The 24,693-nt window shown below is 36.3% G+C and carries 23 protein-coding genes, 1 pseudogene and 1 riboswitch; of the genes and pseudogenes, 5 read left to right on the top strand and 19 right to left on the bottom strand.

Annotation, left to right across the window (positions count from 1 at the left end):
- Nucleotides 1–125: 125 nt before the first annotated feature.
- Complete coding sequence (locus MKZ17_RS19905) at nt 126–890, top strand: hypothetical protein (protein WP_340725429.1); 765 nt, start codon at nt 126–128, stop codon at nt 888–890.
- A 147-nt stretch (nt 891–1,037) separates the two neighbouring features.
- On the opposite strand, the gene MKZ17_RS19910 is transcribed toward MKZ17_RS19905, so the two are convergent.
- Entirely contained in the window at nt 1,038–1,691 is a 654-nt protein-coding gene (locus MKZ17_RS19910; RefSeq protein ID WP_340725430.1) for an SIMPL domain-containing protein, read from the bottom strand.
- Nucleotides 1,692–1,857: 166 nt separating this feature from the next.
- A pseudogene (locus MKZ17_RS19915) lies at nt 1,858–2,477 on the bottom strand (LysE/ArgO family amino acid transporter).
- Between the two features lie 118 nt (nt 2,478–2,595).
- On the opposite strand from MKZ17_RS19915, the gene pdxR reads away from it, so the two are divergent.
- Nucleotides 2,596–4,050, top strand: coding sequence for a MocR-like pyridoxine biosynthesis transcription factor PdxR (pdxR, locus tag MKZ17_RS19920; RefSeq protein WP_340725431.1), 1,455 nt, complete (start codon nt 2,596–2,598; stop codon nt 4,048–4,050).
- A 147-nt stretch (nt 4,051–4,197) separates the two neighbouring features.
- Here the strand turns inward: pdxR and MKZ17_RS19925 are convergent, their stop codons facing one another.
- Nucleotides 4,198–4,857, bottom strand: coding sequence for a prolyl hydroxylase family protein (locus tag MKZ17_RS19925; protein ID WP_340725432.1), 660 nt, complete (start codon nt 4,855–4,857; stop codon nt 4,198–4,200).
- Nucleotides 4,858–5,098: 241 nt separating this feature from the next.
- A riboswitch (purine riboswitch) is annotated at nt 5,099–5,198 on the top strand.
- Between the two features lie 58 nt (nt 5,199–5,256).
- Between MKZ17_RS19925 and MKZ17_RS19930 the strand changes: the two genes are divergently transcribed.
- Complete coding sequence (locus MKZ17_RS19930; protein WP_340725433.1) at nt 5,257–6,453, top strand: MFS transporter; 1,197 nt, start codon at nt 5,257–5,259, stop codon at nt 6,451–6,453.
- Between the two features lie 319 nt (nt 6,454–6,772).
- On the opposite strand, the gene MKZ17_RS19935 is transcribed toward MKZ17_RS19930, so the two are convergent.
- From MKZ17_RS19935 to MKZ17_RS19960, 6 genes are all read right to left on the bottom strand, one after another.
- On the bottom strand, nt 6,773–7,516 hold the full coding sequence (locus tag MKZ17_RS19935; RefSeq protein WP_340725434.1) for a DUF4230 domain-containing protein: 744 nt from the start codon (nt 7,514–7,516) through the stop codon (nt 6,773–6,775).
- Nucleotides 7,517–7,659: 143 nt separating this feature from the next.
- A complete protein-coding gene (locus tag MKZ17_RS19940) occupies nt 7,660–8,388 on the bottom strand; it encodes an amino acid ABC transporter ATP-binding protein (RefSeq protein WP_340725589.1) in 729 nt (242 codons plus the stop codon).
- Between the two features lie 27 nt (nt 8,389–8,415).
- Complete coding sequence (locus tag MKZ17_RS19945) at nt 8,416–9,081, bottom strand: amino acid ABC transporter permease (RefSeq protein WP_340725435.1); 666 nt, start codon at nt 9,079–9,081, stop codon at nt 8,416–8,418.
- A 33-nt stretch (nt 9,082–9,114) separates the two neighbouring features.
- On the bottom strand, nt 9,115–9,894 hold the full coding sequence (locus MKZ17_RS19950; RefSeq protein ID WP_340725436.1) for a transporter substrate-binding domain-containing protein: 780 nt from the start codon (nt 9,892–9,894) through the stop codon (nt 9,115–9,117).
- 585 nt (nt 9,895–10,479) lie between these two features.
- The gene (locus MKZ17_RS19955; RefSeq protein WP_340721991.1) at nt 10,480–11,313 is read right to left on the bottom strand and encodes an IS3 family transposase; all 834 of its coding nucleotides are present in this window, start codon (nt 11,311–11,313) and stop codon (nt 10,480–10,482) included.
- Between the two features lie 11 nt (nt 11,314–11,324).
- Complete coding sequence (locus MKZ17_RS19960) at nt 11,325–11,642, bottom strand: hypothetical protein (protein ID WP_340721992.1); 318 nt, start codon at nt 11,640–11,642, stop codon at nt 11,325–11,327.
- A gap of 279 nt (nt 11,643–11,921) precedes the next feature.
- Between MKZ17_RS19960 and MKZ17_RS19965 the strand changes: the two genes are divergently transcribed.
- Nucleotides 11,922–13,112: an MFS transporter gene (locus MKZ17_RS19965; protein ID WP_340725437.1), complete on the top strand. Its 1,191-nt coding sequence runs from the start codon at nt 11,922–11,924 to the stop codon at nt 13,110–13,112.
- 48 nt (nt 13,113–13,160) lie between these two features.
- On the opposite strand, the gene MKZ17_RS19970 is transcribed toward MKZ17_RS19965, so the two are convergent.
- From MKZ17_RS19970 to MKZ17_RS19980, 3 genes are all read right to left on the bottom strand, one after another.
- The gene (locus MKZ17_RS19970; protein WP_340725438.1) at nt 13,161–13,892 is read right to left on the bottom strand and encodes a Fic family protein; all 732 of its coding nucleotides are present in this window, start codon (nt 13,890–13,892) and stop codon (nt 13,161–13,163) included.
- A gap of 103 nt (nt 13,893–13,995) precedes the next feature.
- On the bottom strand, nt 13,996–14,424 hold the full coding sequence (locus MKZ17_RS19975) for a hypothetical protein (protein WP_340725439.1): 429 nt from the start codon (nt 14,422–14,424) through the stop codon (nt 13,996–13,998).
- 180 nt (nt 14,425–14,604) lie between these two features.
- Complete coding sequence (locus MKZ17_RS19980; RefSeq protein WP_340725440.1) at nt 14,605–16,980, bottom strand: TOTE conflict system archaeo-eukaryotic primase domain-containing protein; 2,376 nt, start codon at nt 16,978–16,980, stop codon at nt 14,605–14,607.
- A 322-nt stretch (nt 16,981–17,302) separates the two neighbouring features.
- On the opposite strand from MKZ17_RS19980, the gene MKZ17_RS19985 reads away from it, so the two are divergent.
- Nucleotides 17,303–18,373, top strand: a complete 1,071-nt coding sequence (locus MKZ17_RS19985) for a Fic family protein (RefSeq protein ID WP_339196678.1) — start codon at nt 17,303–17,305, stop codon at nt 18,371–18,373.
- Between the two features lie 257 nt (nt 18,374–18,630).
- Here MKZ17_RS19985 and MKZ17_RS19990 read toward each other — a convergent pair whose 3' ends face one another.
- The 7 genes from MKZ17_RS19990 to MKZ17_RS20020 form a co-directional block, all read right to left on the bottom strand.
- A complete protein-coding gene (locus MKZ17_RS19990; RefSeq protein ID WP_340725441.1) occupies nt 18,631–19,236 on the bottom strand; it encodes a response regulator transcription factor in 606 nt (201 codons plus the stop codon).
- Nucleotides 19,233–20,336 carry a sensor histidine kinase gene (locus tag MKZ17_RS19995; RefSeq protein WP_340725442.1) on the bottom strand — a complete coding sequence of 368 codons (1,104 nt, stop codon included), beginning with the start codon at nt 20,334–20,336 and terminating at the stop codon, nt 19,233–19,235. The genes MKZ17_RS19990 and MKZ17_RS19995 overlap by 4 nt, the downstream gene beginning before the upstream one ends.
- 9 nt (nt 20,337–20,345) lie before the next feature.
- Nucleotides 20,346–21,464 (bottom strand): DUF418 domain-containing protein, encoded by a 1,119-nt coding sequence (locus MKZ17_RS20000; RefSeq protein WP_340725443.1) that lies wholly within the window; start codon nt 21,462–21,464, stop codon nt 20,346–20,348.
- Nucleotides 21,465–21,585: 121 nt separating this feature from the next.
- Nucleotides 21,586–22,065, bottom strand: a complete 480-nt coding sequence (gene rlmH, locus MKZ17_RS20005) for a 23S rRNA (pseudouridine(1915)-N(3))-methyltransferase RlmH (RefSeq protein ID WP_340725444.1) — start codon at nt 22,063–22,065, stop codon at nt 21,586–21,588.
- A 90-nt stretch (nt 22,066–22,155) separates the two neighbouring features.
- Entirely contained in the window at nt 22,156–22,320 is a 165-nt protein-coding gene (locus MKZ17_RS20010) for a CxxH/CxxC protein (protein ID WP_340725445.1), read from the bottom strand.
- Nucleotides 22,321–22,475: 155 nt separating this feature from the next.
- Nucleotides 22,476–23,765: a S1C family serine protease gene (locus MKZ17_RS20015; protein ID WP_340725446.1), complete on the bottom strand. Its 1,290-nt coding sequence runs from the start codon at nt 23,763–23,765 to the stop codon at nt 22,476–22,478.
- A 139-nt stretch (nt 23,766–23,904) separates the two neighbouring features.
- Nucleotides 23,905–24,693, bottom strand: a complete 789-nt coding sequence (locus MKZ17_RS20020; RefSeq protein WP_340725447.1) for an MBL fold metallo-hydrolase — start codon at nt 24,691–24,693, stop codon at nt 23,905–23,907.

The raw sequence follows: 24,693 nt of genomic DNA on the forward strand, positions 1-24,693 counted from the left end.
CTTTTCCCTAACTATATAGTAGAAAGTTAATCGATTTGGTTGCATCTTAATGAATTTATGTATTAACTCACTCTTCTCTGCTATGCTAAAAGTAAATATTTGCTTTTTATTTGAGGGGGGATAAATTGTCACCATCTGAAGTAATTTATTTTGGCATGATTGCTTTTATTCTATTAATCATTATTTTAATTATTGCAATCCTTTTTAGAAAACGAAATAAAGGCTTATTCATAATTATTATTCTGCTAATAATCGGTTATATAAGTTATATTGCTTACTATCCTACTTTAAAAACTAAAACCCACTCAGAAAGATATAATCAATTAGAATTTTATTTGAACCAAACATATCCGAATCAACAATTTTCGGTAACGCCTGAACACTATGAGCCTGGCTATACAGTTGGGCAATTTCGTGTACATGCATTAGAAACACCCCAAATTGGCGTCAACCTAAGTATTAATAAAAATGGAAAAGTTACACAAGTCTCTACGTGGACAAATAAGGAATATCCTACACAAGAGAATCTATGGGGAGTGCTCGAATTTCATCTTTTAAAAGAATATACACTCGATAAAACTATACCAGTCATTACAAAAAAAGATTTTTGGTTTAATGAAGATGAATTAACTGCATTTGCTTTAAAGATCAACGATTCACCAGCTATTGCTATTTTTACATATAGTGCAGCTGGCTACAGTTTACAGCATTTTGTCGAAGGGATACCGGGTGAATTGATTTCGATTGAAACAGAAGATTATGTATTCGTCTATATGGATGAAAAGTTTAGCGGCGAGGAAGCAATAGTTTCTATAAAATCTGGGGAAAACTATGAATTCAATTCACATAATCAAAAAATGAAGTTAACTGTTATTCCTATTGCTAAATAATGCAGTTCTCCGTAACACAGGTAATGCTATGCCAATCGGTTCACTTATACTGATAGGGGATATAAAGCTTCATTCATTTATGTAGGAATAATAAAGCATCCCCCTCTACCAAATGATAATCAGAGGGGGAGTATAGAAAAAGCACCATTAAAATCGAAATTTTACCCGTACAGATGCAGTAATAGGAATTCTCCCCTGCTCAATCGGTGTCATAAATTCCTGATTACTCATTTGAATCGACTTATATGGAACTGGCGTAATATTATGACTCTCTTCAATAATTTCGACTGGTATAATTTGTAAAGGTACATGTAACGTTTCAGCCATAGATTTGGCTTTCGCGATTGCATTGACAAGTGCTAAATTAAGAGCCTTTTTATAATACATATCCGAATCTTCTATTTTAAACTGAATCGCTGAAACTTGATTTGCCCCATTTTTTATTGCCGTATCAATAACTGTACCAGCTTGACTAATATCCGTTATTTTAACTGTAATCGCATTTTGCACCTCGTAGCCTCTAAACACTTGTCTTCCCTCAATATAGTCGTAGCTTGGAGAAATTGTATACGCCGTTGTTTGGATCGCCTCTCTAGGGATATTTAACGCCACGAGCGATCCGAGAACGCGATTCATGATGATGGCATTTTCTTGCTGAGCCAGACTGGCATTTTTTCCTTCTGTACGCACTTCTATCTGAATTTGAACATAATCGGGCTGTGCATCAATTTCTCCATTTCCTGTCACAGTTATTTCACGTGAAACAGGAGAGGGTTGAAACGAAATTTGTGGTTGATACAAAGGATTCCGCCTTTCGTGTAATTGTTTTCAATATACTATGCACTTTATCTAGATGTTTGTTCTTATTTTACTTTTTTACCGAAACGTATATAAACAAACCGAGCAGTTTCGGAGTGTTAATAAGATTCTCCCTATTTACTATGTAAGTCTCCCTAAAAAATTCATATTAGAATAACAACGAGTACAGTTTATATCCCATATAAATAGCCATAATCCAAATAATAATGGCTGAAATTTGATTTATACGTTTTAGGAAATTCCTATTTCCATTAATTTGACCGACCTTTATTCCGAGAACTCCTAAGGAAATGAACCAGATCCAAGATACTACTATACAAGCGAGCGTAAATACCCATTTATCATACCCTGTATAAGTCAATGAACTTGTCCCAATTACGCCTATTGTATCCAAAATAGCATGAGGGTTAAGTAATGATACAGATACAGCAAATGTGATTTGACGCCGTGCTGAAAATAGATTTTCCTCTTGATTAGTGCTTACTTCAGACTTGTCTTTCCATATAACCCATCCCATATACGTTAAAAAAAGAAACCTATTAAATATAACAACAATGTCAACCATTCAAAACTAAAAACAATAATTGATACACCGGTTACAGCTAAATAAATAAGCACAGTATCACAAACTCCTGCTGTAATTATTGCAGGCAAAGCATTAGTAAATTTTTTATGTGTCGCTCCCTGATTAAATATAAAGACATTTTGAACGCCTAACGGCAAGATTAAACCAAATGCTAATAGCATTCCATGAATTAATGGTTCCATAGTAATTCCCCCTATTCTTTTTTAGAATAAAGGTGGAACTGTACTCTGTCTCCAACCAATTGGATGGGAAGTATCCCAACCATTTTGTTATAATAAAAGAAAATGAATGGAGATCGACATGTCCGAAATCGAGTGGAAACCACGAAAATCCTCATCTATTCCATTACATCAGCAAATATCTGACTACCTGAAAAATAAAATAATAAATGGCGAATGGACAATTGGTACAAAAATACCTCCACAAAGACATTTAGCAAAACTATTTCAAGTCAACCGAAGTACAATTGTATTTGCACTTGAAGAATTGGCTGCGGATGGTTTAATTGAATCTAGAGTTGGCAGCGGTACGAAGGTTATTAATAATTCATGGGGTCTGCTTGCTTCTACCCCACCTCCAGATTGGATTAATTATGTTAAATCTGGTATGCATCAGCCTAATATGACGATCATCCAAAAAATTAACCAGGCAGAAACAGACCCTCAAATAATTAGGCTTGGAACAGGTGAACTTTCTCCAGATTTGTTACCAAACAATAAAATGAAACAAATACTACAACTAATTAATGAACAATCTATATCGCTTGGTTACATGGAGCCTAAAGGTAGTTTGTCATTGCGTAAAACGCTTAGTGGATATTTAAAATCAAAAGGAATTGAAGCATCAACTGAATCAATTTTAATTGTTTCTGGAGCGCTTCAAGCATTGCAATTAATATCAATCGGTCTATTAAAAAGAGGATCAACAATCTTACATGAAACACCCTCGTATCTGAACTCGGTACACGTATTCCAATCCGCTGGAATGAACTTATTAAGTGTTCCATTAGACGATAAAGGCATCACAGTTGAATCGATTGGACGGATAAAGCGTCAACATAATGCGGCTTTACTTTATACGATTCCGACATTCCACAATCCTACAGGGACTTTAATGTCTGAGAAAAGAAGAATAGAATTATTAAAGGTCTGTCAAAAAGAATCCATTCCTATTATTGAGGATGATGTTTATGGCGATCTATGGTTTGAAAATACTCCTCCAAAGCCTTTGAAATCCAATGACTCACAAGGGAATGTGTTGTATATAGGTAGTGTGTCAAAAACCTTAAGCCCTGGTTTACGGATTGGATGGATTGTGGGACCACAACCAGTCATTGAACGTTTGGCAGATATAAAAATGCAAACCGATTATGGCTCAAGCTCATTATCACAATATGTTGTAGAAAAATGGATTTCTAGTGGTTTATATGAGGAATATTTACAGGATATAAGAAAGGACTTACAATTCAGAAGAGATTTTACTATTCAAATTTTAAAAAAATATTTTTCTGACATAGCCACTTGGGAAGTTCCTAAAGGTGGATTTTATATTTGGCTATCATTACAATCAGGCATCTCTACTCGAAAACTATTTGATAGCGCACTTCGAGAAGGTATTTTATTAAATCCGGGAAGCGTTTACGATAAAGCCGATGATCATCACCTTCGACTATCCTACTCTTACGCCTCAATGGCTCAATTAGAAGAAGGGCTAATTCGTTTAGCACAACTTATTAAAGATTGTTTTATTAACTAACCTTTCAGTTGATCGGATGGAACAAACCTAAATTATAGGTCCTATAACCGAACTTTTTATGATGAAAAAGCGAACTATCGTAAAATACTTCAGAGCATTTCACGATAGTTCGTTTTTTATTTACGGAAACCTTTCGTAGCCTTATGCCTAATCAATTTTTTTCCTTCTAATCCACTGTGTTGCGATCCATTTTTCTCCCGAAATAACAGGTGCACCACCATGTAATGTCAGTTCATTCAAGAGTTGATCGTTATAAAAATATTCAAAATAAACCGCCATCCCCTTTTTAGGGAAAACTGATAAATTAAGCTTTGGAAAATAGGTTTCTCCGCCTTCTTCCACATCATTTAAGTACAACACAAATGTACAAATGCGATTATTACTCGCGGACTTACTTGCCGTAGCAAAATAATCATAATGCTCTTTATACTCTTGTCCTGGTTTGTAATTTAAAATATGTAAGCCTTCCGCGTGCTCAATTGGAATATCAATAATAGAAGCAATTCTTTTTTCCACGTTTGTAATCACATCATGATCGATATCCGTTAAAAATGTACCACTACTCGTTCTTATATTGCTCACTTCTTTGGAACTCCCGATTTTTGAACGCTCCAGACGATCTTTTGAAATTTGAATTAGTGCCTCACATTCCCCTTCATCTAATACGGAACCTAAAACGACGACCAACGGCTCTTTAAATTTCGCGATAATGTCGATTTCTCGATCGATTGCCTTTATTTTATTTCCAACATGATTAAAAATTGTCTGCTCTTTTACACTTACTTCTTCAACAAATATAGAATCCATATACCATCCCCCTTATTTTCTCGAAATAACTTTAAATTTCTATAAAATAAGTTCCATTCCCTTCTTTTCCAAAAAAAAATATTTTAGAAATCCAGGAAATGGATTGTAGTTAGGAATGAATCCTATTTAATCAATGACAAAACCATCAAAAGTCGCTTAAAATAAACGTTGTAATGGTCTTGTTAAAATTGTATCTTGATAATTCAAAGAAAAGCTAGTAAACTATTCAACGTGCTCGATATATTACACATTAATATTGTACTGTATAACCTCAAGAATACGGCTTGAGGGTCTCTACCAGGAACCTTAAAATCCTGATTACAGAAAATGAACTATTCATTTTTTGTAATCAGGATTTTTTTATTTTCTAATTATTTCATCAGAGAGGATGTAAGCAGAATGAATTTCAAAGTTATTATACTAGCATTATCTACAGTTGCTGTTGGGCTGGTTGAATTAATCGTCGGCGGTATTCTTCCAATCATTGCAACTGATATGAATATTTCCATAAGTACTGCAGGACAGTTAATTACGGTATTTGCCCTTATTTATGCGATTGCTGGCCCAGTACTATTAGTTTTAACGAGTAAAATCGAACGGAAGAAGCTATACCTTATTTCGTTATTTATTTTTTTCATCAGTAATATCATCACTTATTTTAGCACAGATTTCACTTTTATGATGATTGCCCGTGTTTTAAGTGCAATGAGTACATCACTTATCACTGTGCTCTCTTTAATAATCGCTGCAAAAGTTGTTGCACCGACGCATCGAGCGAAGGCGCTAGGCCTAATTTATATGGGGATTAGTTCATCGCTTGTATTAGGCGTACCACTTGGAATTCTAATTTCCGATTATTTTGGTTGGCGGGTTATTTTCCTAGGTATTGCAATATTATCGGTAGGCTCTTTTATCCTGATTTCAATCTATTTAGAGCGGATTCCAGGTGAAATCGTAATCCCGCTTTCACAACAATTAAAGGCAGTTGCAAGCTCGAAAATAGGTACTGCCCATCTTGCAACGATGTTTATGCTAGCAGGACATTACACAATATATGCATATTTCACTCCATTTTTAGAAACGGAACTTCATCTGAACTCTTATTGGATAAGCCTTTGTTATCTTTTATTTGGTATTGCAGCGGTTAGCGGCGGAGCATTTGGTGGAACACTTTCAGATACAATTGGCGCTCCTAAAAGTATCCTTATTGTCATAATCTCATTTGCTGTTGTGCTGTTCCTGCTCCCATTCACTACCTTCTCACTCATTGTATTTATTCCAGTAATGATGATTTGGGGAGCATTAAGCTGGAGTCTATCTCCACCACAACAAAGCTATCTAATTCAAACAGATCCAGCTACTTCGGATATTCAGCAAAGCTTTAACAATTCAGCTTTACAAATCGGGATTTCCATGGGTTCTGGATTTGGAGGGATTGTTTTAAATCAAACAAGTACGATCTCGCATGCAGCTTGGTATGGGGGATTCCTTGTTCTTATTGCCTTAGCATGTGCAGTCTTTTCTTTAACAAGAAAAACGAATGTAAGGGGCGAATATAAAACGACGGCTTCGGATGTTCAACAATCAAATATTTGATTTAAAATAGCATCATTCACATTATTAGCGAATGATGCTATTTCTATTTTAGAATCCTTATGTAGCTTAAAGTTTGAAGAAGATGAAGCACCAAATCCAAAAAATGTGCGGACATAATCGTTAAGTATTGGAATAATAGTAAGTAAACTCCCTTCATTCTATGTGCAGAGGGAAGGGAGTTTTTTTATTTTAAGAGAATTTCACACAATTTGTTGGAGTAAATTTCTATCTCTCTCTATTTATTACTGTAAAAAGGGAAACTAGCTTGCCTCCATTTTTTAACTAGAGGATTTCATTATTGAGCTTAATAATTTTTAGTTTATTTATATGTTATTTTCACTGTATAGCCAAGATTGCTAAAGAACCCCTTGAGAACTTTCTCCGCACTTTTTTCTGCTGAATTTAATAAACCTATTTCAATTGCCTTATCTTTAATTTCCTTCTGCGCTACTGCTGCTAGGTCAAACCCTTCATCCCATTTGACTTCACCACGGAATAGTCCTTCGTCTGAGAATGTTTTGACATAGTCCATCTGGATTGCGGGATCATGTATAAGCGTTGCTCGTGGTAAAGTGATTTCTAGTTCCTTCTTATTCTCATTAACTTTTATATCTTCTGAAGTTATCTCTTTAAGATCAACTCCCGCAATGACTATGGCAGGTACAATTAATAACAGCTCTCTCTTTGTACCAGGTAAATTAACCGGAATGTTATTTCCGAACAGCTTATTATCCTCTTCTTCAATGGTTACTGTTACATGTGCTTCAGCCGTTGCAAGCGTTGCTAATTCCTGAACCTGTTCTACAAATACTGTGCTTTCATTTTTAAATGTATTTCCAAAAAATAACCAAGTACCTCCAGTTGCTATGACTATGAGAAGTAGTGCTATTAAAAAAATTTTTAATCCCCAGAATTTAAATATGGTCTTAAATAAGGCTCTTGAGATATTGGCATTTCCTCTACGCTGTCCGACAACGGCCGTAGCAGCACTTTCTTCTTCGCTCTTTTTCAGTTCCTCCAATACTCGCTCAATTTGTAGTAAGGCTTCATCTTTTTTACTCATGTCATTCCCCCATTACCCTCTTGCTATATAATAGTCTCATATTTTAAAGTAGGGGAATTTAGTGAGTTTAGCAAGTTATATCGGCAAATATTTATCTCAAGCCATAAGAGGCCCTGCTTTAATATAGGCAGGACCTCTTAGATTTATTTAAGCATTGTCGCAGTTAAAAATTCCCGCGTTCGCTCCTCTTTCGGGTGGTTGAAAAATTGTTCAGGTGTGCCGCGCTCAATAATTTTCCCATCGTGCATATATACAATCCAATCCGCTACTTCTCTTGCAAATCCCATTTCATGGGTTACAACAACCATTGTCATTCCTTCTTCAGCCAAATCTTTCATAGTTGTTAAAACCTCTCCCACAAGCTCGGGATCGAGTGCTGATGTTGGCTCATCAAAAAGCATAATATCTGGTTCCATTGCAAGCGCTCTAGCAATCGCTACCCGTTGTTTTTGCCCACCCGATAGTTTACTAGGATAGACATCCGACTTATCTTCCAAATCTACTTTTTTTAATAATTGTTTTGCTTTGATTATAGCCTTCTCTTTGTCTACACCCTTTACCATAATAGGTGCTTCAATAATATTTTCCAGTACTGTTTTGTGTGGGAATAAGTTAAAGTTTTGAAACACCATACCTACCTTTTCTCTAATCTCGTTAAGGTCATCTGTCCGTGGATCGATTTCCTTTCCTTCAATTATAATATTGCCGTTATCCTTTCTTTCTAAAAAATTCAAACAACGAAGGAGGGTGCTTTTCCCTGATCCGCTTGTTCCTATTAGACAAACGACATCGCTCTCGTAGACTGTCATGTCGATACTTTTCAATACGTGTAAATCTCCAAACGATTTATTCAATTGGTTTATTTTAATCATTTCCTTGGTGCCCAACCTTTTCAACTCCTATCTGTCGCTTACTGATAATTTCAGTTCAGTTCGTTTCACTATAAATGTCATCAATGCCACCAGCAATAAATAGTAAACTGCTACAATGAGTAAATAGGTCATCTCATCAAAATTATTCGACCCAAGTGTTGTCGCCACGTTAAACAACTCATTCATGGAGATAAATGCGGCTAACGAAGAATCTTTTAAACTTATGATAAATTGATTGCCTAAAGGTGGCAACGCTCGACGGAATGCCTGTGGAAGAATAATCCTTCTTAAAGTCAGTGTCTTTGTCATCCCCAAAGAACGTCCTGCCTCAAATTGGCCTTTATCGACTGACTGAATTGCTCCTCGAAGGATTTCAGAAATATAAGCCCCATTATGTAAGGCTAGAGCAAGTGAAGCAGCCCAAAAATCAGGAAGAAGGAAAATCCCGCTAATTCCAAAGTAGAGGATAAATATTTGTACAATCAACGGTGTTCCGCGGACCAAATAAACATAGATATCTGAAATAAGTTCTAAAATTTTTATATTAGAAATTTTTAATAAAGCAAAAACAAGTCCAATGACGATTCCAAATAAGATTGAAACCACCGTCAGCTCTAATGTTAATAGCATGGCATTAAAGAATACACCTTTTGTTTCCATTAGTGTGTGAAAAAAATGCGAAAAACTTGGCAAAATAGTACTTCCTTTCTTTTAATAAGCATTAGTTTATTCTGGTTTTACAGTAATGTCCTCACCAAAATATTTGAGACTGATTTGAGTCAATGTCCCATTTTCCCGGAGTTGTTCCAAAGATTCATTTACTCGCTTCAATAGCTTTGGATTATCCTGGGGCAGCACAATCGCTTGCTCACTGCGATTAATTAATTGCTGTCCTTTAATCTTAAATCCTTCCTTTTCAGCAGTTTTTCCTGTAACAAAATCTGTGATTACTGCATCATGACGTCCGCTGCTCAACGCCTTTAAAGCTGTAATATCACTGTCATATGTTCTTATTTTGTCTGTATACTTGGAAGCTGTATCTGCATATGTCGATCCTTTTGCAACAGCTACTTCCTTTCCCTTTAAATCTTCGACAGTCTTAATTTTACTATCTGGTCGGGTGAAAATTTTTGGTCCCGAATAATAATACGGAGTAGAGAAAGAAACATGTTTACTTCGTTGTGGGTTAATCGTGTGACTCGCTACCGCTGCATCCGCTCGTCCTGTTTTTACCCCTTCAACAATCCCTTTGAATTTGATTCGTTTCTGAACCGGCTCAAGGCCCATTTCCTTAGCAATCGCTTCACCAACCTCAATATCAAAGCCCGACATTGTGAGATCGTCATTTATATAACTAAATGGCTTAAATTCACCTGAAGCCGCAAAAACAAATTGATTTTTATTAATTAGTTCAGATCCCTCTTCAAACTTTTTCTCTGTGCAACCAGACAAAAAGCAAACTATGATTATACTAAAGACCAATATAAATTTATTACTCAACAACATGTTGGCTATTACTCCTTTTCCCTTTCGATTATTCCTACAATGTCTCTTGCTATAACTTGCTTATGATAGTTAATACCCAATCTACTCACAATAAAACAAAAAAAGCGTCAGGCATTTTTAATAGCACCTGACACTTTTTGTGATATAAAGAATATATTTTAATTTCTCTAGTCTTCTCTTTCCTTGTGGCTTCTTGCTTCATCATACTTTTTTTGCAGCCTTTATATAACCGAGTATGAGTGTAATGATAAAAGTTATGAGACTCTAATGAACTTGAGTTTCTAGTTCTCTAGAAGAAACAGTTTGTTAGCATTTTAATGGCCCTACAACCATTTGCTGTTTAGGTCACGACTATGCTGGCACTGGTATTATTTCAAATGAAGTTAAAATTATGCCATTAGAGGAAATTCAAAAACGTCTACCTTCTTTTATTACGACATTATTGAATTTGGATAGTAAAGGCCCCTATGAACGCTTGCCATATTAATATATTCACTTTAAAAGATGGAGTTAACTCCATGTCAATAAATAAAGAACAGCCTAATGAACTGACCTAGTCATTTGAGACACACATAAAACACCTAATTAAGCTACTTGCTTTCCATATTCAAGGGGAGTTAAGTAGCCTAATTTTTCTTGTATACGTTCTTGATTATACTCGCACATGTATGCTGCTACACGTAATTTCGTTTCTTCGTTTGTTAGTGAATGAACTTTCACACGTAAAAATGCTTCGCTTTTGATATGTGAATGAAATGACTCAATCACCGCATTATCCCAACAGTTTCCTCGTCGTGACATACTTGCTCGACAATTCATTTCCTCTAAAAAATTTTGATAGGCATACGATGTATACACACTTCCTTGGTCTGAATGGACAAGGATTCCTTTTGGATAATTTCTTTCTTCTAAAGCCGCCTTTAACACATCCATCACAAGTGGTGTTTGTTGATGGTCATATAATTTATATGCGACAATCTCATTGTTAAACAAATCTAAAATCGTTGCCAAATACATCGTTGTAGAACCATATTGAATGTACGTTATATCTGTTACCCACTTTTCATTGGGTGCCGTAGCTGTAAAACAGCGTGCTAATAAATTAGGGGCAATGATTTCTGGCCCTTGGTCTATTTTAAATTTTCGTTTCTTTTTCACCCGACATTGTAGGTTGTGCTTTTGCATCAGCTTTTGTACCGTATTGCGATTCAATTGATAACCATATTCTTTTTGAAGTAAATATCTTATCTTACGATGACCGTAACGATATTTCGTTTTTTTACATAGCTCAATCAGTACTGTTTCAATGGCTGAAAATCCTCGGATTCCTTCTTTCATCCAACGATAATAGGTTGCACGAGGAATCCCTAGCACCTTTAAAATACATGTGACTGTATATTTCTTACGCAGATTCTCCACAGTTTGTAAAATTACTTGCCGTTCAACTCCTTTTTGATGGTCAAAAACTTTTTTAGGATTTCATTTTCCATTTCTAGATGCATCATTTTGCGGTCTTTCATTTCTTGTTCGCTTTTCCCTTCAGGCCCTTGTCCATAACTGTACTGCTTGCCTACAGGTTGATCGAATCGGTAAAGTTCATTATTTTTGTACCACCGCATCCATGTATTAATTTGAGAGCGATGTTTAATGTTATATTTCGCCAAAATTTCTTTTGTCGTTAATTTACCTGCTAATTTATCTTTTATAACCGACCATTTAATATCTGAAGAATAACTTACTCTTGTCATAAAAAAACACCTCCAAAATGATTAAGCATGTATTACATACATACCCATTTTAGTGGTGTTTTATGTTGTCTTATAAAATTAGGTTAGTCCTTAATTTAATTCAAGAAGTGTGCTTTTTTAATGGTCTTTTGCTAACTCTGCATCCTTATCAATTCTGGAAATCCATTATCCTCTACTTGACTAAGATAGGGTTTTTCAGGCAAACATATTCTTGGTATGATGTTAAGGTTGTGTAATTACTATGTCACACATTTACATTCATCTAAGAAAGAGGTATTTATGCACTCCACAAAATTATCAAAGCAACATTGGTTGCTGATCTTAACACTTTCTTTATTAACATTTGTTCTCGGGACAAGTGAATTTGTTATTGTCGGAATCTTAACAGATATTTCTTCAAGTCTTAATATGACTAATGTAAAAACCGGCACACTCGTTTCTGCGTTTGCAATTACGTTTGCCATCGCTACGCCACTGGTGATGTCAGTAACAAGTCATTTACCAAAGCGAAAATGGATGTTGTTTTTAATAGCATCTTTCATCATACTAAATGCTTTGTGCGTAATTTCGACGAGCTATATCATGCTCCTTACACTACGGATTATGACAGCGATTGTAACAGGAGTTTTAATCTCTCTAGCCATGATTGTAGCAAGTGAAACCATACCGATTAAAAAACGCGGACTTGCTATTTCATTCGTTTTCGGTGGTTTCACACTTGCAAATGTCGTTGGAGTGCCAATTGGTATTGTTATCGCCGAAGAGTACAGCTGGAATGCCACTTTCATGTTAACCACTTTCCTAGGAGGATTGGCGTTTTTGGCATCCTTTTTTGTCTTACCTCATAGACTTAGCCAAGTACGCAGTTCGATACGTGATCAGTTTTCTTTATTGACCAAGCCTCGTATATTGATGGCTTTTTTCATTCCTGCACTCGGATTTGGAGCAACTTATGCAGTCTTTACATACCTTGTACCAATCTTGAAAGAAATGGGGACACCAAATAAGTCAATTAGTATAATCTTATTTAGTTATGGGTTTATTTCGATTTTCAGCAACATCCTCGCTGGTAAAATTGCTACCCAAAATGCTATCGGTCGCCTTCGGTTTGTTTTTCTCGTGCAAGCAGTTGTTCTGACAAGTTTATTTTGGACTACCAATCAATTTGTTTTAGGATTAATAAATATTGGATTAATGTCGTTAATGGCTATCCTTTTAACAACATCTACTCAGCTATATTTAATTGACCTCGCAGGAATTTATCAGCCAAAAGCAACAGGACTCGCCGCCTCACTAATGCCAGTAGCAAGCAACGTAGGCATCGCTTTTGGTTCTGCATTAGGTGGAATTGTTTACCATCAAGGAAATTTAATGAATGTAGCTTGGGTCGGTGGGATAATTGCTGTCTGTGCAAGTCTGCTAACTTTCTTTAGTCATCAATTAGACCAAAAACAAAATACATCAGAATAGACATGTACAGTTGCCAATTAAAGTGCTTACTTAGTTACAACCTATACTTTAGTAGAAAATTGCACTCAAATATAAATCTAGAGAAGCCTCAACTTCATTTGCAACAAGCTTTACAAAATCATCATAGTTCTCAGTCGTATGCGCTTTGTCTAAAGCATTGTAATACGCTAATCGATTTTCGACGCGAATAATAATCGGTGGATAGCCTGATTTCATGAGCTCTAAATTAAGAAGTAAACGTGACGTGCGACCATTGCCATCAATAAATGGATGAATGCCCACGAAAATGGCATGTAACATAGCTCCACGTACAATTGGATGTAAGCTTTGCGCCTCTCCGTCATACCAGTGCATTAACCGATCCATCAGCTCTTGAATTTTAAACGGTGGCGGCGGTGTATGAACAGCTCCTGAAATAAATACTTGCTGGTCACGATAGACGCCTGCATAGCCATCATCAATCCCCTTTAGTACAAGGCGATGTAAATTTTTAATTTGCCACTCAGAAAAAGGCTCTTCTTTATGCACAACATCTTCAACGTAAGAAATCGCATCTCGGTGGTTAATAACCTCTAAATGCTCACGCATCGTTTTACCACCAACCGTAATGCCCTCAAGTACAACCTTTGTTTCATTAATTGTTAATGTATTGCCTTCGATTGCGTTGGAATTATATGTCCATTCTAGAAACAGCTTTTCACGTAAGCTTTGTACTGTATATTTTGGTAACGGTCTTTTCGCATCTAACTGCTGCTTCTTAAAATCAATTTGTTCGAACATCTTTTCATCTCCTTTATAGATGAATGTTTATTACTTATCATATTATATAATGTCTTACTTTCACACAAACAAGCACAGATTTACACGCAATGATTAAACTAGACTATTTATTGATGAATTTGATATAACACTTTTCATTTATATAAACACGTTGTTCAACAACATCATTTAGATTAAATTCGATTCGACCTTCGATTGCATCATCTTCTTCACCTATCCAGCAATAATAAAACTCACAAAAATCTCCTTTAGGGATCATCTTTTTTAGTTCCTCACAAAAAGCATTAAATGTAGTTTCAGCCTTTATAAAATTATGTGGCGAGTATTGCTCATTATAAGATGTCATTGCCCAAATGCTTTCGTAGTTATAATTAAAGTCAATTTCATAAGCAAACGGTGTTGTAAAAGCATGTCGTTGAATCGTTAAGCCTTCTTCTCGGCAGTTATCTAATATAAATAAAGAATTTTCATCGTTATACTCATCACTCATCAACATTTCAACATTAGTACCTAAACATAAAATCATACTCATTTACTTTCCTCCTAAAAAGCAGCACCAATATAAAATTGATGCTGCCTAATTAACCGCACTTACTTATGATACGGTTCACCGTAATGTAGCTAAGTGCGGTTATTTAACTAACGTTTATAATAAAGAAAAGAAGTACATATTTAATATGGATATCTATTTACTCTAGCACTTTCATATAAATCAAAATAACTTTATTTGCTCTGTACTTGATAACTTACTTTTATTTTCATCAACAAGTTTATATCCCATTGATTGATAAGCCTTCAACCTTTTCTCAAACATTCTCTGCAGCATTGGCTCTTTTCGGTCAACATAATCATATACCTTTACTACTGATTTATTTTCATCTACCCGATGTAACCTACCAACATACTGCTGCAATGTTCCTTTCCATGATAAAGGCATCACTAAAAATAATGTATCTAAACTTGCATGGTCAAAACCTTCTCCTATATATTTTCCTGTTGCGATAATGAGCCGCTCTTCATTCGCATTTAAATTTTGCAATGCATTTAATTTCTCCAATTGCTCCTTAGACTTCATACCGCCCGTTAACACAATCAAATTTTTTACGAAGTTTCTAAACATACCTTCTAAAATTTTCACATGCTCTACTCTTTCAGTCAAAATCAATGGGGTAGCTCCGTTATCTAAAGCTTGTAACACATCATCAAAAATTAATCGATTGCGAACATCATCTTGTATTAGTGCTTTATAAACGTCCTGAATTTTTTTAGAATCATTTGTTGTATTATCTTTAAATTGCGTATAACGAGGATATAGAAGATGCTCAAATGAATGTACTTTTGAATAGGATTTAGCTGTAACTCTATGGCAAATTGAACCTAATTGCATCGTCATAATTGAATGTAAACCATCTTTTCTAGTAGGAGTAGCCGTTAAACCGCAAATATATTTAGCTTCTACTTTTTTCATTACTTTTTCAAAGCTTACTGCTGAAATATGATGACACTCATCCACAATAACCTGACCATAGTTTTTCACTTCATCCTTTATTTCTCCACGATAATTTAAGCTTTGAATTGTGGCTATATCAATATTAAATGTTTGCTTATTTTTCCCTCCACTAATGTGACCTATTAATGTATCTTTATCTAAAAAAACATTAAGACGTTCTTTCCATTGTTCAATTAATTGTTTCCGATGAACAATAATTAATGTATTCACCTTTCTTTGCGCTATCAGTGATGCAGCTACAACCGTTTTACCAAAACCTGTTGTGGCCGATAAAATTCCTATTGGACGTTCCAAAAGCTTTTCTACCGCTACTTGTTGTTCTGGCGTTAAATTCCCTTTGAAGTTAGATGTAATTGTTTCACCTAATTGTGTTTGATCGTCAAATAAAGCCGTAATTCCTCTGCCCTCTAATACCTTTATTAACGCTTCCTTGCATCCGCGAGGGATAATAATAAAGTCAGTAGTTTCCTCATGACAATTTATATTTTTAGGTATACTATGCGTACTTAAGCGTCTAGCCTGTGCCTTGAAAAATTCAGGATTCTTTATTGAGGATAACTTTAAAATCTCATGCATTATTTGCGAAGGAATTTCATGCTTATTTAAATATAGTCCGTTTTTTTCGATGATTGTAATAGCTAATGGAAGCTTATCTACATCGTTATCCTTCACTTCTTTCACTTGTATAATCTGCTTCGGCTGAGAAGTTGCCCATAGTATTTTTTTGATTGCATTTAAATCTAATTTACGAACTTTTTCTAAATATCCCCATTGATCTTCATAAGCATTAAAATTTTCATCTACAAATACACTATTCAACTGTATTCGAGGACCTCTTTGTAAAGGAAGTGCGATTAAATTTCCGAATCCTCCCTTTGGTAAAGTATCTTGATTTGGAAATAGACGATCATAGGAATCCATTCCGATTTCATATCGATTAGAGAGCGTTTCTGATAAAATAAAATGCCCCAATTGTCGAGCTACTTTTGCTGAAATGGGCTCACTAAAAAACAGCCACACATGTCCTCCATTTCCAGATCTCGAACGTTCAATACTAACAGGTACATCAAGTTGTTGACATGTATCTACAAATGCTTGAATATCTTTTTGCCAATCACGTTTATCAAAATCTACTGCTAAAAACCAACACGTTTCATCTTTTAACAATGGGTATAGACCGATAGTAATCTCTCCTGAAAGATGCCGATAAATCGTTTCATCGCTAAGAGGTATTAGTTTTCTAACCTGACATTGCGAACATTTTATATTTGGCTTCTGACATAACGGAGGCTGCCACTCTAACGAACAGGCAGGTGTATAGCCTGATTTATTATTTTTAGACTGCCATCGAACAGCATAAACATCGTCTCTTCCGCGGAATAAACTTTTAAAAATCTGCACTCTTTTTTGAAGGATTTTTTCTTTCAATTGTTCGTTATGATTAGCTCGCTTAACTGGCTCTACTATTTTATTTGGTTCAACTTGCTTTTGTTTAAGCAATCCCCTCAAATGTGCATTTTCTTTTTTTAAATGTTCGATTTCTAAAAGGGCTTGATGGAGTTGTTGTTCAATATTCATCAAATTGTGCCTTTCCGTTTTTTTAAAACTCAATTTTTATTCCGATTCATCTAAATTCATTATAATTTTTTGCACCAGATTTTTGTATCCTTAAATTAAACTCAAAATTAGAAAAAGTAAAAAATAACCAATTATTTCGCTATCAAAATATCTCAACAAATTAACGTATCATTAATTTAAATTTAGCGTATAAATAGCGTATTTAAATTATAAATTAGCATACGAATAGCGTATAATTAACGTACGTTATTATATTCTATTTGAGGTGATTCATCTGTACACACCAAAATTTATTTACACGCAAGCTATTGTAAAAGATTTAATGTCAATTGAACGTTCTCGATCTATCGTAGAACTAATGCCTATTCCGGCACATATTGAAAGTGACTTAAAAGAACAAGCTAAATTAAAAGCAACCCATTACTCAACACGAATTGAAGGGAATACTTTAGATTTAGAACAGGTTGCACGTGTAGTTAAACAAAAGAAGGACGACTTAAGAATACCTGTCGAGGAAGAAGTACGAAATTATTGGGAAGCCCTTTCGTTTTTAACACAAGAAAAAAATAAAAATACACCCATAACTGAAGATTTTATTAAAAAGTTACACTCCATCATTGTTAAACATGGCTCAGGTAGAAAGTCTTCTAAAAGTAATTACCGTGGACCAATGCCTCCAGGAGTACTATTTGCTGTTTTCGATAATCAAACAAGACAACCCGATTATATTCCTCCAGAATACTCTGATGTCCCTGCGTTAATGAAATCTTTTGTTAAATGGATACAGTCAGAAAACGAAATGCCTGTTCCGATTAAAGCTGCAATTGTTACTTATCAACTACTAACGATTCATCCTTTTGAAGATGGTAATGGACGTACCGCACGAGCTTTAGCATCTTATGTTTTATCAACAACTAATTATGATGTGAAAGGCTTCCATTCTATTGAAGAATATTATGTTGAAGATTTACAAGGCTACTACAAACATTTACAAATGGGCTTACCCGCTCTTTATTATGATGGGCGTGAAAATCCAAAAAATTTAGCTCCATGGATTGAGTATTTCCTTAGAACAATGGCACTTGCCTATGAAAAAGTTGCTAATCTATCTATCCAATTTGCTACCTCCACTACAGATCAGCGTATCTTATCGTTAGAGCCAAAAGAAAAAACGTTACTTCGCTATTTAATTGAACGCAATAGACCTGTTAAACCAAAAGAAATTGCTGAACTGTTCCAAGTGAAACCAATAACGATTACAAAATGGGCTAATACTTGGTTAGAAAGAAATATAATTGAAGGGGCTAGTGGAAATCAGCGTATCACATCGTATAGAATTGGTAAAAATTATAAAGATTTAACTTTGAATGATTTAGGTTATAAAGAAGACTAAATAAAATCACGCCAAACATTATCAAATAAATGTTTGGCGTGGCAATATTGATCACTAATTCTTATCTCACTTCTTTAGCTTTCTTCTAGAATATGTTACGCCCTCCCGTAATCTATCTGCAAATTTCTATTTACTATCTAACAAAAACAAACCACCAACTACAATAAATCTACTGTAATCGATGGTTTATTAAAAACCGCACTTACTTATGATACGGTTCACCTCACCATAAATAAAGGAGGTTTTTGAACTGCAATTTATATCCATCCCTTTTCAGTTGCTTTTTGTACAGCCTGCTGCCTTGTTTCAACTTCGAGCTTTTGAATGGATAAAGATAGATAGTTGCGAATTGTTCCTTTAGTCAGGAATAGCTTTTTACTAATTTCATTCGTCGTATAGCCATCCTTCACGAGCTTCAGTACATTGATTTCCCGGTCATTCAGAGGATTTTTTTCATTCATAAATAAAGCAGCGGCAAGATCCTGACTGATTACCCTTTCACCTTGCATAATTTTGCGTATTGCACCAATTACATATTGGATAGGCTCGTCTTTCAGAACATATGCTTCAATATTTAGATCCATTGCTTCCTGCAAATAACCGACTCTCGCAAAGGTTGTCATAATCATAATTTTGCACGGATAATTGTGATGACGTATTCTCGCAGCTACTTCCAGCCCGGACAAATGCGGCATTTCAATATCTAAAATGCATACATCCGGCTTTTCCTTTTCAATTAAAGCCCATGCTTCTGCTCCATCTGCTGCTTCACCCACAATATGTAAATCATCCTCAAGCTCCATAATGGATATTAAGGCATCTCTCAACAGTTGCTGATCCTCAGCGATACTAAGTCTAATCATTTCACACCCTCCCGAATCGTATCCAGTGGTATAGTCAGAAGCACCTTTGTTCCTTCCTGATCATACGTCACTTCCATATTTCCCTTTAATGACCTCATCCGTTCCTTCATTGTAAACAGTCCATTGCCATGCTGCTTTTCGGATAAACCGACTCCGTTATCAATAATAGCTGCTTCTCCCCGGTCTTCATTCTGATATAGATGTATTCTGCAATCAGCAGCATGACTGTGCTTAACAACATTCGTTACCGCTTCTCGGATACTGTAGGCAAGCATCGTTTCCTGCACACTAGACAGCAGAATATGGGTAAGCTGATGATCAATCTGCACACGGATACCGGCATTCTTAAGCAACTGCTCACAATGCTTAAGCTCTTCCTGCAAGGATAAAAAATTTATTTCCGATATTATTTCACGCACCTGCTTATGTGCTGTTCGGACTGTTAGAATCATATCATCAAGTTCCTTATGAATCCTATGATTCTCGTTTGGCACCAGCCTGGAAACGAGCTCTGTTTTTACCTTTATGACCGTCAGCGTATGTCCTAAAGTATCATGCAGATCGCGGGCAATCCGCTGACGTTCCCGCTGCATCGCAATGTGAACCGACGCTTCATCAACCTCACGCTGAAGCAGCTTGGATTTTTCAATATAATAGCGTAACCACGGCAACAGTAGGATAAAAAGCATAACCGCCAGTACAATTGACTGCGCATTTGAAAACAGTACCTCCTGATAGCGCCAAACGAGACTGGCTAGGAGGAGGAAATTTACGCACGTAGCAATCCATAAAATATGCCGGTTGACAGCGCGCCCGACAAAATCTGCAAAGGCAAACTGAAAGAAAATCCACTGTGGGCCGCTTAAATAAGCCAAATATGCTGTCATAACAAAACCAAGCACAACAGCAGGAAGCAGCAGACCATCCTGATACCATAGTGCCGTGTAATAGGCACCTATATAGATGACGATTAATACAACCTTAAAAACAAGTGACGGAATCTGCTCCGAGACGACAACCGCATAGCTAAATAGCAGGACGGTCAATACATCAATAATTAAATAATAGCTTGCCTGACTTTTAGGATACCATTCCAGCATCTAACACTCCTATCTTTCCAGCCTCTGCAGCATTCCCTTCCGCAGCCATTCGACCGGTCCATAAGGAAATTTAGTTAACCACACATTCGCCAGTATAATTTGCCCTACTACTATCATACAAAAAATCCCTATAATTTCCACGCTATTTAGAGTACCTCCAAGGCCTAAACCCCATCCGTAGAAAATAGCTGTTGCAGTAATGTTTTGCAGAACGTAACAGCTTAAAGACATACGCCCCGTTTTCTCAAGCCACTTCCACATTCCCCACGTACTGCACTTCCGAACAATAAAAGTAATCAGTCCTATATAGCCTAATGCCAGGATAGGGGCAAACAGATAACGGACAGGTAAATCAAATAGACCGCCTGGTACAAAAGTCAACACATTCAAAGGCAGACCTAGACCTAACCCCCAAATGAGCAGTTTCCGTTGAATGGCATTACCGCGCTCAGTAAAGGAGAACGCACCACTGCGCATCAGCTTTATACCAACAATAAATAACATAACATTTAAAGGAATAATAAAGATTGCCTCTGCTCTAAAGAACATAAAATTCATGATACGATTCTGGACCTGATCTAGCCATGTTCCCTCGGTATATATTGCAATCAACTGTGGCGAGCTTGCCATTGAAAATGCCGGTCCATACAGCATGGAAGTAAAAATAAGAGCAAGCAACCCTAAATGAATAGCTCCTGCAACCCATAGTGCCCTTTTCATCGCCCGTTCCCCGCGCTTTAGGATGACCGCAATAATACCTGCAGTAACCGCATAGCTCATGAGCACATCATATTCCATGACGAGCACGTAATGCAGCAAACCTTCCACCATTAAAAATACGATTACCCATTTATACATACCGATCCAAGGCTTATTGTGCCTAATGGACTGCTGATATTTAATCTCCATTCCTACTCCGAACATTATCGTTAACATACCAAGCAGCTTGCCATTAAATACGAACAGTACAAGGAGGCGTAAAATATCATTCACACTCGACCAACCGGTAAAATCCGTAGTCGTTATATACTTTAGATCCCCTAAATGAGCAAAAATCCAAATATTCGTTCCAAGTGTCCCCAAAATAGCAATTCCTCTTAAAATATCGATTAATGCTATACGTTTCATATAAATGCCCCTCCATTTCTGTACCTTTATCGTACATGACAGGCCATATATGAAAATATCGACAGGCGTCAATTAATGCAGATGACACCTGTCATTTATTAGAACGTAGAAAAAAACGCACTTACTTATGATACGGTTCACCCTTAATAATCCGAAAGCTACGGTAAATCTGCTCCACTAGCACGAGCTTCATCAGCTGGTGAGGGAGTGTCATTTTGCCGAAACATAGCCTTTCATCTGCTCGCTTAAACACCTCATCGTGTAAGCCAAGCGATCCGCCAATTACAAAGGCAACCTTGCTCTTCCCGTAAGTCATTAATGCATCTATATCCGCTGCCATTTCTTCGCTCGTTTTCATTTTTCCATCCAGTGCGAGGGCAATGACATATGTACCATCACTAATTTTAGCCAAAATACGTTCGCCTTCTTTTTTCTTTACGAGCTCCATTTCCGCATCGCTTAATTGCTCTGGTGCTTTTTCGTCGGGTACCTCGATTATCTCGATTTTTGCATAGCCCCCTAATCGCTTAACATATTCATCAATACCCATTTTTAAATATTTTTCTTTTAATTTTCCTACAGAGATAATCGTTATATTCACAACTTATCCACCTTTACATTCCATTTACAAACACTTTATCCACAAAAGTTATCCACATATCCACAATCGTTGTCCATATATTGTGTAAAGTTATTTACTTGATACAATATATGTTGCCTGCGCTTCACAATAAGAACAAGTTGTTGATAACTTTTGCTCTTCTGTTAATAAATCCATCATTGGAAAATCTCCTGTCTCTGCAACGTGCATATCTAAAGCGTGATCTATATGGGTTTCACAGCTATACTTTTTCATTTTTAAACCTTCTTTCTTTTCTGAAATTTCCACAAACTTATTCACAATTTATAAGATGTTATCCACAATCCATTGTAACAAACAAAAAACGAGTAGAAAAGAAAAGCCTTTTTCCTCTCCTACTCGCCATTATCCACTATTCAGTTATCCACAATTTACAACTGTGTGTTATTAACTAATTGTAATTTTGCTTCCACTACTTTTCCTTGGCGATATACTTTCATTTGTAATGTGTCGCCAATTTCTTTTTCATTATATAAATGTTTGCGAAGTTCAATTGCATTTTCAATTTTTTTGCCGTCCATTTCTACAATAACATCATATTGCTGTAAGCCCGCTTTATCTGCTGCAGAGCCTGGGACAACTTGTGAAATAACGACACCATTTGTAACTTCTTGTGGTAATTGTAATGTTTGTTGTTGATAGTAAGCAGGAACCTCTGTTAAATCCATTAAAGAGATCCCCATTGTTGGTCGTTGTACTTCACCCTTTTTCTCAAGCTCTTCAATAATTGGAATAGCTGAGTTAATTGGGATAGCAAAGCCTAATCCTTCGACAGATGTGGAAGCTATTTTCATTGAATTGATACCAACTAAATCCCCTGTAATATTAACTAATGCGCCACCTGAATTCCCTTCATTAATAGCTGCATCTGTTTGTAAAACATCTGTTGACCAATCCTCGACACCATCTTGATTTAAATCAACTGGCACAGAACGATCCTTACCAGAAACAACTCCTGTCGTAACAGATCCATAAAAATCTAATCCTAGCGGGTTACCAATTGTAATCACTGTTTCACCTTGTTTTAACGCATCGGAATCCCCAAATTGTGCTACGGTTTTAATGCCTTCACTCGGGATAGAAATGACCGCTAAGTCTGTCCAAATATCACTACCAACTGGCTGTGCTTCTACCTTCGTTCCATCATCTAACATGACTTCAAGTTGGTCACTACCTTCGATTACGTGATGGTTCGTGACAATAAATGCACGGTCTCCTTCTACCTTATAAATAACCCCTGAGCCGCTACCTGCTTCTTGTAACGCACCATTATTTTGGTTCCAAAAATTTGGTGTCGCTTTTTGAATATTGGTAATACCAACGACCGCGCTTGAAACCTTCTCAACGGCTGATACAACATCGGATGTAACTTCTGTTGCCGTTTGTTTAATTGTTGACCCATTTGCCTCTGAATTTGATGTAATCTGGCTCGCTCCTGGTAATTGGTTAGCTAACGAAGGTAATAGCAGCCAAAGTAAAAGCGCACCAACAATAATTCCACTTAGCCCAGAAATAAAGTATCCGAACTTGCTGCCTCCTTTATTTTTTTTATTGGACAGACGTTGACGACGCTCTTCTTCTTCTCGCTTTAGGCGTTCTTCCAACTCTGTTATTCGTTCATTTTCTACTGGTTTTTGATCATCTTCAGGAAAATAACTCATCTTCAAATCATCCTTTCGTTGTTTCACTTACTGTTAGCATACACATCAAACATTAAAATTAGATGAAAATCCCTTAAAACATCCATAAAAAAATAAAAAAGAACTTCGCCAAAAGTCAGCAAAGTTCTTTTACCCGTTATTAAACCGTTACAAGCGCAGTTGGTTGCTCTGCATCTGTATCATGAAGATGCAAATATTCTCCTGTAATTATGCCACAGGACTGTAACGTTTGTGAGACACTCATACGCGCTAAATCTTTCATATTATTATCTTTACTTAAATGGGCTAAGTAAATTTGTGTTGGTTTTTCTGCTACGACATCACTCATTGCAACAGCTGCATCTTCATTTGATACATGACCAACATCCGATAAAATACGGCGCTTAATATTCCATGGGTATTTCCCCATTTGTAGCATACTAACATCATGGTTACTTTCAAAAACATAGGAGTCGGCTGCAGCAATATGTCCCTTCATACGATCACTAACATAGCCTGTATCCGTAATGACTACAAGCTTGCGCCCATCCTCATAAAACGTATAAAACATTGGATCTGCTGCGTCATGAGACACTGCAAAGGATTGAATATCCATTCCCCCAAAGGTTTTAACCGTCTCCATATCAAAGTGGTAGCGTAGCTCCGTTGGAATATTGCCAATATGCCCATCCATCGCATCCCAAGTTTTAGCGTTAGCAAATACCGGAACATTATACTTTCTTGCCACCACTCCTAAGCCTTTAATATGGTCACTATGCTCATGTGTTACTAAAATACCCGATAATTTCTTCATATCCCGATCAATTTTAGCAAACAGTTGCTCCATTTTTTTCCCGCTTAAGCCTACATCGACTAAAAAAGCATGCTCATCATTTTCTACGTAGACTGCGTTACCTGTACTACCACTTGCTAAAACACTGAATCGCAT

Origin of the sequence: Solibacillus sp. FSL R7-0682 (genome assembly GCF_038005985.1) — a bacterium.
Lineage (GTDB): Bacteria > Bacillota > Bacilli > Bacillales_A > Planococcaceae > Solibacillus.